Raw genomic sequence first — 15,459 nt, forward strand, 5'->3', positions numbered from 1 at the left:
GTCCAAAGATAGAAAATAATGACGGAAGTTGGAAGCCGGAAGTTCTTTTATCATAAGCAAAGCCTAATCAACAATTTTTTTTCTCATATCTGTATCATCAAAAATTGAAAGAACTGTACCCATTCTTTTTCCTGTAAAAACTTTACATTTGTTTGTCACACCACATTATATTGAAAGATTATAAACTTACACTGGCTGTATGTACCGTTGCTATTGTCTGGGGTACTACTTTTTTATCAATAAGGGTTGCGGTAGAAACCATTCCCGCATGGTTTGTAGCAGGGATACGGCAATTTCTCGCTGCTATAATCATGTTTCTCATTCTTACCTATAAAAAGGAATTTAAATGGATTGGATGGAACAACCTGAAATATCAGTTTATCTTTTCAGCTTTAATGCTTGTGGTTGCCAACGGGATGACAACCGTAGCTGAAGAGGAAGTCACAAGCAGCCTGACTTCACTGATAAGTGCATGCTCCCCTATTCTGGTATTTTTCGGAAGTATGGCTTTAGGACTTCAGAAATTCAGCTGGCGGGCTTTTGCAGGGGTGGTTTTGTGCTTCAGCGGAATTCTTTTTATATTCTGGGATGGCATCAATGATCTTAAGAACCCGGACTATGCCCTTGGTATTCTGTTTTTATTTATTGCCATTGCCGGATGGGCCTCGGGAACAATTTTCACAAAAAAACTTAATATTCAAAGCGGAAATATTTCCCTGAACCTTTTTTATCAGTTTGCATTTGCGGGTGTTATACAAATCATTTTCGCTTTCCTTTTTACAGAAAATTATAATTTCGGAAACTGGAGCCTGAAAAGCATCTCTGCCATGTTGTATTTATCCTGTTTCGGTTCTGTAGCTGCATTTTTTGCCTTTCATTATGCGCTTACCAAAGTTTCTCCGGTTCAGGTATCCATATTAGCTTATATCAATACGATAATTTCCATTTTTTTAAGCTGGCTGATTCTTGATGAAAAAATTTCTGCCAAATTCATCATCGCAGCAGTATTGATTATTGTGGGCGTTTTTGTTATCAATTACAATCCTGCCATGTTTAAAAAACAAAAGATAGAATCATAATCATGTTTTATTTGAATTCATAAAAATAAATTCACACAAACAACTGTTTTCAAATATGTCATACAATTAAAAAACAATAGGCTATTTATGAAAATTACTGATCAGTATTATAAATTCTATTGACCTTCAGCCATTTTAAAAACATGTCCGTCCATTCTCCCGTATTAGTCCCCTTTTTTCCTAAACCCCAGCCATGACCGCCAGACTGAAATAAATGCAGTTCTGCGGGTACTTTATAATCCTTCAAAGCCTGATACATCAGAATGCTGTTTTCTACTGGAGAAATAGGGTCATCTTCAGACTGAGCCAAAAAAGTAATCGGAGTCTTAGCATTCACCTGCTTTTCAACAGAAAGTCTGACCTGATCCTGAGCATTGGAATTTTGTCCTAATAAAGATTTAAATGAATGGGTGTTATTATTGGGTGGCAGCATGGATACTACCGGATAGATCATTGCAGTAAAATTAGGCTGTGCAGAAACCTTATCAATATCATCCTGAGGAGGATAATAAGGAATATCGTACGTAGATGAAATATATCCGGCCAGATGCCCCCCCGCTGAAAATCCCAGAATACCAATCTGATCAGGGTTTATTTTATACTGCCCTGCATTTTTTCTGATGATCCGTAAAGCCCGCTGTGCATCCTGAAATGGAACAGACCTGATACCCCATCCTTCTTCTGGAAGCCTGTAGTAAAGCTCAAAAGCTGTAATACCGAGGGACTTCAGCCATTCACAGGCAGGATACCCTTCTGATCCTGATTCAATATGGGCATATCCGCCTCCACTGATCACTAAAACGGCAATTCCATTGGGATTTGCAGGCTGATGAATGATCAGTTTAGGGATGCTGATGTGAGTGAGAGAACCTTTGGATGAAATAACAGTTTCACCTCCGGGACCAGGACCATCCGGAATCGTTTTCCAAATATTCACAAACGGTAATTGATCCTGAACAGCGGTTGTATTTTGTGCTGAAAAAATAGTACTGAGAAACAAAAATGATAGAAATATATTTTTCATGCCATTCAATTTTAATGCTAACATACCAACAATAATCTTACCTAACCTATCCGGCTGTTTTTTAACTTATTAAAAATAATTAAAATTAAATCTGCCTCATAAGGGTTTTTATATTTCCTTCATTTTCCTTATATTGTATACTTCAACCGTTACACTATGCTGAAAAACACATTTTTTTTATTTCTGGCCACCTCTTTTCTTCTGGTAAGCTGTGATTATAAAGAGAAGGAAAAAAACCTGACGGACAGGGAGAAACAATTATTAGAAAAGGAAAAACTATTTGCCAAAAAAGAGTCTGAATACCAGTCGCTCCTGAAAATGAGGGACAGTATTTTTGCCAAAAAAGATTCTGTGGTGATCGCTACATGGCCTGCGGAGATTTCCGGGCCATGGAACGGAAAGGTAATCTGTACAGAATCCAACTGCAGTGATTACGCTGTAGGAGACCAGCGTACCGATACCTGGGAGTTCGATAACGATTCCACCCAACCTATTACCAAAATTATCAATAACAACAATCTGGTAAGACTGTATACAGGCAAATTTGAAAATAATGAGATCCGATTGTCTTTTAAAACAGACTCTACAGCCAAAAAGAATGTAGAAATGAACGTTCTTCTCAATGATATTTCGGACAACAAGATCAAAGGAACAAGAACCATCACCTCAGATGGCTGTACCGCCAAGTTCTCTGTTGAATTAGTACGTTCCACAAAATAAACACTTATGATTTTACTGAGTATACATAACCTGAGTCTTCCTATAGAAGATCCGGTACTGAAGTTCCTGTTGGTACTGGTCATCATTCTGGCAGCACCACTGCTGCTTAATAAAATTAAAGTTCCGCATCTGCTGGGACTTATCATCGCAGGAGCTATCATTGGCCCGAACGGATTCAATGTATTATCCAGAGACAGCAGTATTGTTGTTACGGGGACTACAGGGCTTCTTTACATTATGTTTCTGGCAGGACTTGAGATTGATATGGGAGACTTTAAAAAGAACAAATGGAAAAGTCTCACCTTTGGGATCTATACCTTTACAGTCCCCTTTGTATTGGGATATCTGGGAGGATATTACCTTCTTCACTTCTCCATGCTGACCTCCATTCTGTTTGCCAGTCTTTTTTCATCCCATACTCTTATCGCCTATCCATTGGTGAGCAAGCTGGGAATTGCAAAAAACAAAGCGGTTAACATCACTGTTGGAGGGACCATGATCACAGATATTCTGGCCTTACTGGTACTTGCTGTAATTGTGGGAATGTCTCAGGGAGATGTCGGAACAGAATTCTGGGTTAAATTATCTGTGTCTTTTGTGGTTTTTGCATTGATTGTATTAATTGTATTTCCGATTATTGGACGCTGGTTCTTCAAAAGAGTGGATGATAAAATCTCTCAGTACATTTTTGTACTGGTCATGATTTATCTTGCAGCAATGCTGGCCGAACTGGCCGGTGTAGAAGCCATCATCGGAGCATTCTTTGCCGGATTGGCCTTAAACAGACTCATTCCTCATACCTCTTCCCTGATGAACAGGGTTGAGTTTGTCGGAAATGCCATCTTTATTCCTTTTTTCCTGATCAGTGTGGGCATGCTGATTGATTTTAAAGTGTTCTTCAAAAGCTGGGAAACCCTCGAAGTAGCAGGAATTATGCTGGTTGCTTCTATCGGAGGAAAATATCTTTCTGCAGTGGCTACCCAAAAAACATTCAGACTGACCAAAGAGGAAGGAAAACTGATCTTCGGTCTGAGTTCTGCTTCTGCAGCTGCCACACTGGCTTCAGTAATGGTAGGATATAATATTATCCTCTCAGAAACTGAAACCGGAGAACCCGTGAGGTTACTGAATGAACATGTACTGAACGGAAGTATTCTGCTGATCCTTGTTTCGTGTACCATTTCCTCCTTCATTTCGATGGCAAGTGCTCAGAAAATTGCTGAAAGTGATAATGAAGATACCGTTTCCGGAACTACCCATGAAGAAGAAAACATTCTGTTGGCAATCAACCACGAAGCAACTGTAGAAAGAATGGTGAATCTGGGAATTCTGATTAAAGCACATTCCAATACAGAAGACCTGTTTGCTTTAAATGTCATCAATGAGGATAAAAATGAATCTTCAGTAAAGAATGCTGAAAAGCTTCTCCACCAGGCAGCCGATGCAGCGGCTGCAGCTGATGTGAAACTACAGGCTTTAAAAAGATATGACAACGATGTCATCAACGGGGTAAACAATGTGATTAAAGAACAGAAAATAACAGATCTCATCATTGGATTGGAGGATGAAAAAGGCTTCTCTCCATCTTTCGTTTACAATCTCTATAACGGTTATCTGCAGAATGATGATGTGAATGTATTGGTATATCATGCGGCACAGCCTCTGTCCACTATTAAGAAATATGCTGTGATGATTCCGGAAAATGCTCATAAGGAAGCCGGATTCTTCCACGCTTTGCTGAGAGTATGGAACATTGCCAGAAACTCCGGAGCTACGATTGTATTTTATGCTCCTGAAAATATTCTGGATATCCTTCAGAAAATTATTAAAAAAGCCAATATAGAAGCAGAATTCATCATTATGAACACGTGGCAGGATGGAGAAAGAACGGCTGCCCAGCTGAAAGATGATGAAGCCCTGATTATTCTGATGGCCAAACGGGGAATGAAATCCTATATTCCACGAATGAGACTGATTCCGGAGCTTCTGAACAGGAATCTGAAAGATAATAATTACCTTCTGATTTTCCCTTTCTCAGAATACGATAAAAACAGTCCGGAAATACGTTCTGTAGGAAATCATGGGGATTTTGTGGAGATTGGAAATGTGATTCAGAAGATTTTTAAATAAAAGGCAGGGAGCTGGAAGAGGGATGATGGAGATTATTGATGTGTTTGAACAATCATTTTTTATTAAATTATTAAATAATTCAGCATCAATAGGATCGGGCTTTAAACCGATATAAACAACATGTGTGCATTCGGTTTTAGCCGAAACCTAAAAATAAGTTTTGGCTGAAGCCGATTGAATTGATAATCTTTTATAAACGAACGGGCTAAAGCCCGTTCCTATTGAATGGAATTCCAAAACAAAATAAAAGACTGTTATTTCGGCCGTGAAAATAATGCGTTATACATCACAACAACAAATCATTATGATACAGCACGTTATACTATTCTTCTTAAAATTACAAAAGGAAAAATGGCAGTAATTCCTTTTTAGAATCGATCAATTTCGTATTTTGGTGCAAAAAATAACCTGTGAAACAAACTATCGGATTTCTCATCTTTTTTATGTCCATTATTCTTTCTGCACAAAACCTCACTCTTTCTGATAAAGAGCTGAAAAAGAAACTGGACTCTATCAAAACTGAAGGAAATCTACTCTACTCTTACGAAAATGCATCATGGCATGCAGGAGATCTTGTAGGTAGCAATAAAAGACTTGCTGAAAATACCGGAAGCTATATCACCTATCAAAAAAATGACACCATCAAAACTTCTTTTCTTAATAAAGTCGGTAATATGGTGATTGCAGAACTTTCTTTCAAAAATAACCAAACAAAACCTGTGAAAGAAAATTTTAAGGAAAGGGTAATTAATGAAACTGAAACCACATTAAAAAATATCCGTTCTACCATTATTCCGCAGTTATCCGATCCAAAATATGCAGTAACGGTACCACAAGGCTATAGCCTTAATATGATTATTATCCCGTTTAATGAAAACTATAAAGTGTATTTAATACCAGGTACGGCACAGTCCGGAGTCATTCCTTTCGGAAATGATTATCTTTTTGTTTCTGATAAAGAAGGGAATATTATTTCCCATAAAAAATTTCATTCAAGACTTATTCCAACCTCTACAGTATTGGAAAATGGAGGAACAGTAACAATGTCTACTCACAGCCATTTGGCAACCAATCCTTTTATTTCTGCAACGGACATTTGTACGTTTAAACTCTATGCACCGCTTACAACTCTGGACGAATTTTCGGTTTTGTCAACAGCTTTAGGAACTTATATTAAATACAATTATAAAAAAGACAATATTGAGGTGGTTAAGAAGCCTTAATTATAAAAGCAATTATATTATCAATAGAATCGGGCTTTAGCCCGATATAAACAACATGTGTGCATTCGGCTTTAGCCGAAACCTAAAAATAAGTTTTGGCTGAAGCCGATTGAATTGATAATCATCTGTAAACGGGCTCCCTTCGGCTACGCTCAGGATAATAGCCCGTTCCTATTGAATCGTTTGTAGAACAATATAAAAAGGAGCTGTTTTAAAGATAAAAACAGCTCCCTTTATTTATTTTAAACTGATATTACTCAGCAATCACTCTTACCATTCCTTTCACCTGTACAAGCTTTTCCATCAGCTCTTCTCTGGAATCCGCAAGGACATTGATGTGTCCCATTTTTCTTCCTGGCTTGGTTTCTGTTTTCCCATATAAATGGATATAGGTTTCAGGTAACTTAAGAACGTCCTCCATTCCCTCATAGATTACTTTTCCTGCATATCCTTCTGCTCCTACCAGATTCAGCATTCCGCTGTACGTGATGGCATCGGTATCTGCTAAAGGCAGATTTTTTACGACACGATACATCTGCTCAAACTGTGAATTGGTATTTCCTTCCTGGCTCTGGTGTCCTGAATTGTGTAGCCTCGGAGCTGTTTCATTCACCCATACCTTTCCTTCTCTGTCAAGGAATAATTCAATGGCAAATAAACCCGGAGAGTTAACCGCGTTTAGGAATTTCTCCGTAATAGAATCAATCTGATTCTGAACATCCTCTGTCAGAAGAACCGGACATACATTAAAATCTAAAAGATTCAGCTTAGGATCTGCAACCATTTCTGTCACCGGAAAAATATTAGTTTCTCCTTTCTCGTTTCTCGCTACAATGACAGAAAGTTCTTTATCAATGTCTACAAGGCTTTCTATAACTGATGCTTCAGTCCATAGATGCTGATAATCTTCTTCCGTTCTGATCACCTGAACTCCTTTTCCGTCGTATCCGCCTGTATTCATTTTCTGAACAAATGGCAGCGGCATAATGATCTTTTCATCACTGTTCCAAACCACCTGAAATTCCGGACTTGGGATATTGTGAGCTTTATAGAATTCTTTCTGAAGGATCTTTTGCTGGATGGTTTTGATAATATTGGCATTGGGAACCACTTTTATTCCCTGTTTTTCAAGCTCTGCCAGTGCATCAGCATTTACATGTTCTATTTCAATAGTGACAACATCTTTATCTTTTCCGAAGTTCAAAACCGTTTCATAGTCATTGAAATTTCCCTGTGTAAAATAAGAGATATTATGACATGGTGCATCAGATGCCGGATCCAGCGTATAAAACTCATCATCATATTTCAGTGCACTTTGTATCAGCATTCTTCCCAGCTGTCCGCCACCCAGAATTCCTATTTTCATTTTTTATTTTATTAGATTTATTTTTATTGGATTTTATCAATTTTCAAATAACCAAGCCCCATTGGGTTTTTCTGATCTTCTGCATCAGATTTTTTAAGAACGATAGAATATTTTTCTTTCATATGAGCAGGAAGAATATCACTCACATTGAAAATATCATCAATATCCACTCCATGCTTATCATCAATATGACTTACCGCTCCTTCAAATCCCATGGTCTGATAAAATTCGGTACCTTTTGCTCTTTTTACAATTTCTCCCATAGACTGCCCTACCATCAGGTGCTGCTCATGGAACTCTTCAAAGAAGCCAGGCTTATATCCTCCCAAATTGAGAAAAAACAGTTGATCTTCAGATGTTTTTTCTCCCTTTTCCACAATCTCCACTTCATATCCGTCAGCAAATCTTACCTCCTGATAACAATCCACATGAATTTTTCCTTCTGCTTCTTTCCAAAAGTGTCTCATATCCGGAACAAGATCTTTCAGATTCTCTGCAATTCCGAAGAAAACATCGTGCTGCTCAATATTTCTTCCTTTAGGGGTTGCCCCTAGAATGACATAAAATAATTTCATTTGATTTTTCATGCATACAAAAATACGTTAAATTTATCTTTTTCAAATGTTTGGCAGACTACTACAATAATTTTATATTTGTAGCATTATTTGTAGTATGTCAGAAATCATCATACTCTTCCTTGGTGCAATTTCCGCCGGTCTTTTAGGTTCACTTACGGGTTTGGGAGGAGGAGTTATTATCATTCCTTTATTAACGCTGGGATTCGGCGTTCCAATGCATTATGCTATCGGTGCTTCGCTCATTTCTGTGATCGGAACTTCTTCCGGTGCGGCTGTTGCTTTCGTCAAAGAAGGCTTTACCAATATGAGAATCGGGATGTTTCTCGAAATAGCCACTACGGCAGGAGCTATCATTGGCGCCCTGGTTTCAGGAATGCTCAACCCGAATACCATCGGAATTATTTTCGCAAGTATTCTTCTTTTAACGGTTATTTTAAACCTTAAAGGAAAACCGGACCATCAGGAGCCTCTTGTTAAAGGAAGTCTTGAGGACAAACTGAAGCTATACGGAACATTTCCGGATAAGGGAGTATTGAAAAGCTATTCTGCAAGAAATACAGTCCCTGGGTTTTTAATGATGATGTTTGCGGGAGCAATGTCCGGGCTTTTAGGAATTGGATCCGGGGCATTGAAAGTATTGGCAATGGACAATATGATGAAACTGCCTTTCAAAGTATCTACAACCACCAGCAACTTCATGATCGGAGTAACGGCAGTAGCAAGTGCACTGATCTATTTCCAGAGAGGAGAGATTATTCCGGTAATTGTAGCTCCGGTACTCATTGGAGTGGTCATCGGAAGTTTCATAGGTTCAAAAACACTGATGGTATCAAAGACCAAAAAATTAAAAGTATTTTTTGCCATTGTGATTACTATTCTTTCGATTTATATGATGTATAACGGTATCAACAAAAGTTTCAGATAATGAAAAAGAATTTTACAGATGTAGATCTGAACCGTTCGGTAGGAAATCTTCTGAGACTGGGTGTTATTCTATCCGTAGCTACATCATTGATTGGTTTTATCAAGCTGTTCTTCGAAGGTTTTAAAATGCCTGAAAAATATACCAGCCTAGTGGTAGGCACTTCTTCTGAAAAGGTATGGGGGCATTTCTGGGATTCCCTGTGCAAAGGAGAAGGTATGGCCATTATTCAGCTGGGTATTCTATTATTGATTATTACTCCTCTGATGAGGATCGTTTTCGCTCTGATAGGCTATTTAAAAGAAAAAGACTACGTCTATGTAGTCATTTCCTCTATTGTTTTAGCCATTATGGCGGTGAGTTTCTTTACCGGTTACGCTCATTAAGATTTTACATTTCGTAAAACTCTAATGGCAGCTGGTCCGGATCCTGGGTGAAGAAAAACTCTTTCCCGGTGAACTCATCTATACGGATGTCTTCACAAACAAGTCCTTTTCTTATCAGCTCATTTCGCTTTTCTGTAACATTTTCCACGGAGAAAGCAAGATGCCTTAAGCCGCATGCTTCCGGGCGTGACGGGCGCTGAGGCGGATCGGGAAAAGAGAACAGCTCAATCACATAATGATCCCCGATGGCCAGGTCAAGCTTATAAGACTGTCTTTCTTCACGGTATACTTCCCGAATGATATTCAAATCTAAAACTTCTGTATAAAACTTCTTTGAAACAGCATAATCTGAACAGATAATGGCAATATGATGGATGTTCATATTTCTTTAATTTAAATAACTATTTATTCTACTTTATTATTGTATTTCTTTACAGTTCTCTTTCCTTCTTGTATCAATGATATACTGAATTTTCCACTCATTATTCTGTTTTACCAGCTGAAAACTGTTAGCGCCGCAATGTGAAAGTTTCCCCTTTAAATAAAAAGAATAGGGAGTAAAAACACTGGCCAGGTTTCCGTCTGTATGAACAGCTTCCACGATAATTTTTTCGTCCAGTTCGCCTTTCGGAAATTTTGAGACTGAAGCGATGAAATCCTGTATACTTTCACTTTTTACAGCACCTTCTTTCGTTATGGTTTGGAGTACAGCATTTTCTGCAAAGACAGATTTTACCAGCAACTGATCTGCATTTTTCATACCAAGGAACAGGTTACGGATAGGCTTTTCAATATCCTGCTGCTGTCCGAAACCTGAAATACTGATCAGAAGAAGAAATACGATTATTTTATTCATGGAACAGATTTAGATTAATAAAAATAGATAAAATAAAATTTAAATTGATCAATAAATTTTAAAATTCATTTTCCTTAAATTGTAGCAAAATTATTTCAGTTTTTTATATGTGGATTATTTATATGACTCTGACCATACTTTTACTGGTCATAACTATACTGCCAAAAATTAAGCATTCTCACTGGATATTCAGGGTTCCTGAATTTGCTAAAATACAGGTTACTTATTTTATAATTTTCACTTTTCTGCTTGGACTTATGATCCAATCAAAAGAATATGTATGGTATTATCAGGGCTTTTTATTGGCTTTGTTTGTCTACCACGGTCAGACTCTCGTCAGGTATACCCCTCTGTATCCTGTAAAAAAGCACAGACAGCTTCACAAGTCTTCTGATAAGCTACATTTTATTTCGGCCAATGTTTATCAGTTCAATAAGGAATATGAAAGATTCTCAAGTCTTGTCAAAAAGCATAATCCGGATTTTTTCATGACGATGGAAAGTAACAGCGATTGGGAGACCGCATTGAGACCACTGGAAAAAGAATATCCCTATCAGCATAAAGTGACTCTTGAAAACACCTATGGAATGCATTTTTATTCGAGGGTTATCGTTAAAGAAGCCAGAACTCATTATTTTGTGGCTGATGATATTCCGAGCATTGAAATTCACATGAAAACAGCTGATGGATTTTCTTTTGTTTTCTTCGGTGTACATCCACCACCGCCGAGTCCTACAGAGGAAGAAACATCGAAGGAAAGGGATGGTGATCTTCTGAGTGCTGCCAAACGTATAAAAGACATCAGAAAGCCTGTTATTGTAGCAGGTGATTTCAATAACGTCGCGTGGTCAAGATCATCTGTACTTTTCAGAAAAACCAGTCATCTGATAGATCCGAGAGTAGGACATTCTTTTGTTTCTACCTTCCACGCCAAGTATCATCTTTTAAGATTTCCTATTGATCTGATGTTTCACAGTGAAGATATCTTTATCAGACAGCTGAAAACCCTGGAAAGTTTTGGTTCAGATCACCTTCCTGTATACTGCGAATTTTTCATAGATCATCACAATGATGAACAGGAAGAACTGATTGAAAGAGCTACTGCCAAAGAAAAAGCAGAAGCAGAAATCATGATCGAGGAAGGAAAAAAGGAAGATGGTGAGCGTGAAACGGTTGCCACTGAAGATTAGGCATAAAAAAAGTGGACACAAGCCCACTCCTATTTGAATATTTTTCTGTTTTACTTTAGAAATTCATCACATCCTTTACTACTCCATTTTTCTGGGTATGCTGTAACAGCTCAGCTTCAATGAATGTTTTAATCTGTTCTTCAGAACCATTATCCGGGAACAGAAGATGAACGTTGGCTCCGGCATCCAGCGTGAAAAATAGAGGATATCCTGTTTCTCTTCTAAAATCCCAGATTTTATTGATTACTTCCAGTGTTCCTGTTTTCATCAGGATAAAAGCAGGATCACTCATCATCATCATGGCATGTAATGTAAGCGCTTCATGCTCTACCAGTTTGATGAAACGTTCCATATCTCCACTTTTCAGAATTTCTTTCATCGGAACAAAGTTTTCCCCGGCTTCCTGAAATCTTCTTTCTGCATAAGGATTGGTTTTCATCAGGCCGTGTCCTACCGTTGAAGAAACACTTTTCTGCCCTTCATGAATCAACAGCACCCAATCGTTAAAGTTTTTGAATACTTCGTGAATTTCAGCATCCGGATACTGCACCCCGAACAGATCAGAACTTCCTTCTACCTCATCAGTTTCTCCCCATACCACAAGCCCGTTGTATAAGCTTCTGCATGCACTTCCGCTTCCCAATCTTGCCAGAAAGGAAGCTTTTCTCAAAGATTCTTCCTCAGAAGTTTTTTCTGTGAATGAAACATCCAAAGCCATAAGACATTTTGCAATCGCTCCAAATCCTGAAGCAGAACTTGCAATCCCGGAACTGTGCGGAAATGTATTCTCTGTTCTGATGATATATTTTCCTTTCAGAATCCATGGAAGATATTGCTCTATATTTCTGAAATATTTTTCAATTTTTTCTGCAAACTTCACTTCTTCATTTCCAGCCAGGAAAGTCTGTACCGAAAAAGGTTCATTAGCTACAAATTCCATTGAAGTATTGGTTTTACAATGATTTAAAGTATAACTGATACTTGGATTGGCAGGTATCTGATCAGCATATTTCCCCCAATATTTAATCAGGGCAATATTAGACGGACAGCTCTCTGAAACCGTTTGTGTATGAATGGTGAAATTTTCTTTTCCTATAAATTCTTGTGTCGTCATAGTTTAATGTAAAGGTACTGTTTAGTACATCTTCTCTATAATATCTGCATATTTCTTAATTACCACATTTCTTTTGACCTTCAAAGTAGAGGTTATTTCTCCTGTATTGATATCAAATTCAGCCGGCATTAAAGTAAATTTTTTCACTTTCTCATAATCTGCCAGGTGGCTTTGCAATTCTTTAATTTTCTCTTTATAAACGTCAATTACCTTTTCATTTTTTACAGCCTCTTCCCAATTGGTAAAAGGAATATTATTCTTTTTGATATAGTCCTGTAAAAACTCAAAGTTAGGCACAATCAACGCTGAAACAAATTGTCTTCCTTCTGCAATCAGCATGATCTGCTGGATAAAATTATTATTGGTCAGAAGATTCTCGATCTGCTGAGGAGCGATATATTTTCCGTTGGAAGTTTTCATGAGATCTTTGATTCTGTCTGTAATGATCAGGTTTCCTTTATCATCAAACTTCCCTGCATCACCAGTCTTGAACCATCCGTCTTCTGTGAATACCTTCTGCGTTTCTTCAGGTTTATTGTAGTAACCTTTCATGATACCGTTACCTCTGGCCTGGATCTCATCATTTTCTCCGATACGCATTTCTACCCCCGGTAATGGTTTTCCGCTGGTTCCATGTTCAAAATGAGTCAAAGGAAATAGCGTCAACGTAGCGGTAGTTTCCGTTAATCCATAACCAACGGTTACATGAATTCCTACTGATTCAAAGAAACGGGTAACTTCCGGCGAAAGAGATGCACCACCACAAGGTAAGAACCAAAGTCTTCCACCCATTTTTTCTTTGATTTTACTGAAGACCAGCATATCCGCAACAGATTCTTTGAATTTCAGTCCAAAAGGAACCGGTTGTTCATTTCTTCTCAGTTCTGCAGTTTCCCATCCGGTTTTAAGTGCCCAGTTAAAGATTTTCTTTTTTAAAGGTGAACCTTCTTCTGCCTTTTCGAGAACTCCGGCATATACTTTCTGGAAAAACCTGGGTACAGCACACATTGCTGTAGGCTTCACTTCTTCCAGTGCCCTGGCTACATTTTTAGGGTCTTCCAGGAAATAAACACGCGCTCCGCCATATAAACAAAGCAAGCTCCAGCTTCTTTCAAACACATGACTTAACGGTAAAAATGCCAGCGATAATTCTTCTTCAAAGTTTTTAAACTTAAAAAATTCAAAATGGGAATCAAATGCTTTGATAAAATTTCCGTGGGTAAGCATTACTCCCTTTGGAATTCCGGTGGTTCCGGAGGTATAGATCAATGTGGCTGTATCATCATGCTCTCTTTTACAGATCTCCAGCTTTGGTGAAGCTTTTGCTATAAAATCTTCAAGGTAAAAGCTATTGAATTCCTTTTTGATCCATACTGCTTTTTTGGAAACAATAATCGTTTCCATGCTGTTTTCTTCTTTATGTAAAAACTCCAGGCAGGCGTCATACTGCATCTGGTTTCCTACCAAAACAACTTTAGCCCCTGAATCGTTGATGATGTGCTCTGCCTGTTCAGCATTATTGGTAGAATAAATTGGTACTGTGACAGCTCCTATAGCCATTGAAGCAAGATCCATGATCATCCATTCGGACGAATTATCTGAATAAATAGCAACTCTGTCGTTTTCCTGAACACCCGTTTCCTTTAAAGCGTTGGCTGTTTTAAAAATAATCTCGCTGAATTTTTTCCAGCTCAGTTCTTTCCAGGCTTCATCTTTCTTTTTAAATCCGATGGCTGCTTTTATAGGATGTTTTTCTACATTTTTAAGGATAATTGCCTCTGCAAGATTCATTTCTTCAGCTTTTTGTCGTTAATATAATTATTCAGGTGAAAGTCTATACTTTCTTTTACGGGAATAAACTGATAGTTCAATTTTTCTTTGACTTTGTGATTGGAAATGGTGCTGAATGAAGATATGGCCTCGATATTGGATTTAGTCACCATTCTGAGCTTTGGAATCAGCCATCCGAAAAGGATGTTGGCTACCCTTCCGATATTTAGCTGGGTCTGGGTAAGAATTTTTGCTTCTTTAAGCCCAAGACGGGTCCTGATCTGTTTGGCAAGATCAGCATATCTGTTATTTTCCGCCACAATGATAAAGCGTTCTCCAAAAAAATTGTTTTCCATCAGTCCGATTGCCGTACGGGCTACGTCTCTTACATCAACATAAGCTGAACCTCCTGAAAAGGTAAAGCTGTTTTCTTCAAATGTAGAAAAAAGCTCACCGCTGCTTTGGTCCCAGTTTCCGCTTCCTATGATCATTCCCGGATTGATAATAATGACATTCAGGCCCTCTGCTGAGGCTCTCCAGGCTTCCATTTCAGATAAATGTTTTGAAATCCCATAGGCAGAGTGTTCCATTTTCGGATTAAAGTCAGAACTTTCGTCTAATTCTCCTTTTTCATTAAAATTATCCAGAACGGCAACGGAACTTACATGAAGAAACTTCTTAACGTCTGACCCTTCACAGGCAAACAATAAGTTTTCTGTACCCCTGATGTTGGTATGGTACAATTCTTTTTCGTCTTTCGGATGAAAGCTCACCTTTGCGGCACAGTGATACACCTCATCTACACCCTGCAGCACTGCTTTCAAAGAATCAAGATCATCAAAATCTACGTTTACCCATTCAATTTTATTAAAAAAATCGTCGGGATTCTCTGTATAAAAGCTGTATGAATGCCTTACGTCGTTTAAATTGCTGCCCGGTCTTTTGGAAGCACGTACATTTTTTCCTCTTTTAAGAAGCTCCAGTACAATTATTCTTCCCAGAATTCCGGTAGCACCCGTTACAAAAATCATTAATTATTTTACTTGATTGCTGACTAAAATATAACAATATTTTCTATCCGGCAATTCTTCCGGATCTATA

15 protein-coding genes are annotated in these 15,459 nt (G+C 38.1%); 7 read left to right on the forward strand and 8 right to left on the reverse strand.

The window, feature by feature from the left end; genetic code table 11:
• Positions 1-170: 170 nt before the first annotated feature.
• Positions 171-1,079, forward strand: a complete 909-nt coding sequence (locus AC3FI7_RS09855) for a DMT family transporter (protein ID WP_142723229.1) — start codon at positions 171-173, stop codon at positions 1,077-1,079.
• 94 nt (positions 1,080-1,173) lie between these two features.
• Here AC3FI7_RS09855 and AC3FI7_RS09860 read toward each other — a convergent pair whose 3' ends face one another.
• The gene (locus AC3FI7_RS09860; protein ID WP_491461954.1) at positions 1,174-2,103 is read right to left on the reverse strand and encodes an alpha/beta hydrolase; all 930 of its coding nucleotides are present in this window, start codon (positions 2,101-2,103) and stop codon (positions 1,174-1,176) included.
• 156 nt (positions 2,104-2,259) lie between these two features.
• Between AC3FI7_RS09860 and AC3FI7_RS09865 the strand changes: the two genes are divergently transcribed.
• The 3 genes from AC3FI7_RS09865 to AC3FI7_RS09875 all read left to right on the forward strand — a co-directional run bounded on the left by AC3FI7_RS09865 (position 2,260) and on the right by AC3FI7_RS09875 (position 6,176).
• Positions 2,260-2,823 carry a hypothetical protein gene (locus tag AC3FI7_RS09865; protein ID WP_142723227.1) on the forward strand — a complete coding sequence of 188 codons (564 nt, stop codon included), beginning with the start codon at positions 2,260-2,262 and terminating at the stop codon, positions 2,821-2,823.
• A 6-nt stretch (positions 2,824-2,829) separates the two neighbouring features.
• A complete protein-coding gene (locus tag AC3FI7_RS09870) occupies positions 2,830-4,953 on the forward strand; it encodes a cation:proton antiporter (protein ID WP_142723226.1) in 2,124 nt (707 codons plus the stop codon).
• Positions 4,954-5,363: 410 nt separating this feature from the next.
• The gene (locus AC3FI7_RS09875) at positions 5,364-6,176 is read left to right on the forward strand and encodes a hypothetical protein (RefSeq protein ID WP_126653910.1); all 813 of its coding nucleotides are present in this window, start codon (positions 5,364-5,366) and stop codon (positions 6,174-6,176) included.
• Between the two features lie 253 nt (positions 6,177-6,429).
• On the opposite strand, the gene AC3FI7_RS09880 is transcribed toward AC3FI7_RS09875, so the two are convergent.
• The gene (locus AC3FI7_RS09880; protein ID WP_142723224.1) at positions 6,430-7,542 is read right to left on the reverse strand and encodes a 5-(carboxyamino)imidazole ribonucleotide synthase; all 1,113 of its coding nucleotides are present in this window, start codon (positions 7,540-7,542) and stop codon (positions 6,430-6,432) included.
• A 23-nt stretch (positions 7,543-7,565) separates the two neighbouring features.
• A complete protein-coding gene (locus AC3FI7_RS09885) occupies positions 7,566-8,117 on the reverse strand; it encodes a DUF1543 domain-containing protein (RefSeq protein ID WP_491461955.1) in 552 nt (183 codons plus the stop codon).
• 97 nt (positions 8,118-8,214) lie between these two features.
• Between AC3FI7_RS09885 and AC3FI7_RS09890 the strand changes: the two genes are divergently transcribed.
• Complete coding sequence (locus AC3FI7_RS09890) at positions 8,215-9,045, forward strand: sulfite exporter TauE/SafE family protein (protein WP_142723222.1); 831 nt, start codon at positions 8,215-8,217, stop codon at positions 9,043-9,045.
• Positions 9,045-9,428, forward strand: a complete 384-nt coding sequence (locus AC3FI7_RS09895; protein WP_142723221.1) for a DUF1634 domain-containing protein — start codon at positions 9,045-9,047, stop codon at positions 9,426-9,428. The genes AC3FI7_RS09890 and AC3FI7_RS09895 overlap by 1 nt, the downstream gene beginning before the upstream one ends.
• A gap of 4 nt (positions 9,429-9,432) precedes the next feature.
• Here the strand turns inward: AC3FI7_RS09895 and gloA2 are convergent, their stop codons facing one another.
• Together gloA2 and AC3FI7_RS09905 are read right to left on the reverse strand one after the other, a co-directional pair.
• Entirely contained in the window at positions 9,433-9,810 is a 378-nt protein-coding gene (gene gloA2 / locus AC3FI7_RS09900) for an SMU1112c/YaeR family gloxylase I-like metalloprotein (protein WP_491461956.1), read from the reverse strand.
• Positions 9,811-9,846: 36 nt separating this feature from the next.
• Positions 9,847-10,284: a nuclear transport factor 2 family protein gene (locus AC3FI7_RS09905; RefSeq protein WP_491461957.1), complete on the reverse strand. Its 438-nt coding sequence runs from the start codon at positions 10,282-10,284 to the stop codon at positions 9,847-9,849.
• 122 nt (positions 10,285-10,406) lie between these two features.
• On the opposite strand from AC3FI7_RS09905, the gene AC3FI7_RS09910 reads away from it, so the two are divergent.
• On the forward strand, positions 10,407-11,474 hold the full coding sequence (locus AC3FI7_RS09910) for an endonuclease/exonuclease/phosphatase family protein (protein WP_491461958.1): 1,068 nt from the start codon (positions 10,407-10,409) through the stop codon (positions 11,472-11,474).
• Positions 11,475-11,529: 55 nt separating this feature from the next.
• On the opposite strand, the gene AC3FI7_RS09915 is transcribed toward AC3FI7_RS09910, so the two are convergent.
• The 3 genes from AC3FI7_RS09915 to AC3FI7_RS09925 are packed head-to-tail and all read right to left on the reverse strand — an operon-like array spanning position 11,530 to position 15,389.
• Positions 11,530-12,588: a diphosphomevalonate decarboxylase gene (locus tag AC3FI7_RS09915; protein ID WP_491461959.1), complete on the reverse strand. Its 1,059-nt coding sequence runs from the start codon at positions 12,586-12,588 to the stop codon at positions 11,530-11,532.
• A gap of 21 nt (positions 12,589-12,609) precedes the next feature.
• Entirely contained in the window at positions 12,610-14,379 is a 1,770-nt protein-coding gene (locus tag AC3FI7_RS09920) for an AMP-dependent synthetase/ligase (protein ID WP_491461960.1), read from the reverse strand.
• Positions 14,376-15,389, reverse strand: a complete 1,014-nt coding sequence (locus tag AC3FI7_RS09925) for an NAD-dependent epimerase/dehydratase family protein (RefSeq protein WP_142723215.1) — start codon at positions 15,387-15,389, stop codon at positions 14,376-14,378. The genes AC3FI7_RS09920 and AC3FI7_RS09925 overlap by 4 nt, the downstream gene beginning before the upstream one ends.
• Positions 15,390-15,459 lie beyond the last annotated feature (70 nt).

It is taken from the genome of Chryseobacterium sp. TQ-BC-N36, from assembly GCF_058382295.1.

What these genes read in the sequence shown, in the direction of transcription:
- AC3FI7_RS09860 (WP_491461954.1), bottom strand. Translation starts at nt 2,103, where the DNA reads ATGAAAAATATATTTCTATCATTTTTGTTTCTCAGTACTATTTTTTCA.
- gloA2 (WP_491461956.1), bottom strand. Translation starts at nt 9,810, where the DNA reads ATGAACATCCATCATATTGCCATTATCTGTTCAGATTATGCTGTTTCA.
- AC3FI7_RS09915 (WP_491461959.1), bottom strand. Translation starts at nt 12,588, where the DNA reads ATGACGACACAAGAATTTATAGGAAAAGAAAATTTCACCATTCATACA.
- AC3FI7_RS09925 (WP_142723215.1), bottom strand. Translation starts at nt 15,389, where the DNA reads ATGATTTTTGTAACGGGTGCTACCGGAATTCTGGGAAGAATAATTGTA.
- AC3FI7_RS09910 (WP_491461958.1), top strand. Translation starts at nt 10,407, where the DNA reads ATGACTCTGACCATACTTTTACTGGTCATAACTATACTGCCAAAAATT.
- AC3FI7_RS09920 (WP_491461960.1), bottom strand. Translation starts at nt 14,379, where the DNA reads ATGAATCTTGCAGAGGCAATTATCCTTAAAAATGTAGAAAAACATCCT.
- AC3FI7_RS09880 (WP_142723224.1), bottom strand. Translation starts at nt 7,542, where the DNA reads ATGAAAATAGGAATTCTGGGTGGCGGACAGCTGGGAAGAATGCTGATA.
- AC3FI7_RS09895 (WP_142723221.1), top strand. Translation starts at nt 9,045, where the DNA reads ATGAAAAAGAATTTTACAGATGTAGATCTGAACCGTTCGGTAGGAAAT.
- AC3FI7_RS09865 (WP_142723227.1), top strand. Translation starts at nt 2,260, where the DNA reads ATGCTGAAAAACACATTTTTTTTATTTCTGGCCACCTCTTTTCTTCTG.
- AC3FI7_RS09890 (WP_142723222.1), top strand. Translation starts at nt 8,215, where the DNA reads ATGTCAGAAATCATCATACTCTTCCTTGGTGCAATTTCCGCCGGTCTT.
- AC3FI7_RS09870 (WP_142723226.1), top strand. Translation starts at nt 2,830, where the DNA reads ATGATTTTACTGAGTATACATAACCTGAGTCTTCCTATAGAAGATCCG.
- AC3FI7_RS09905 (WP_491461957.1), bottom strand. Translation starts at nt 10,284, where the DNA reads ATGAATAAAATAATCGTATTTCTTCTTCTGATCAGTATTTCAGGTTTC.
- AC3FI7_RS09885 (WP_491461955.1), bottom strand. Translation starts at nt 8,117, where the DNA reads ATGAAATTATTTTATGTCATTCTAGGGGCAACCCCTAAAGGAAGAAAT.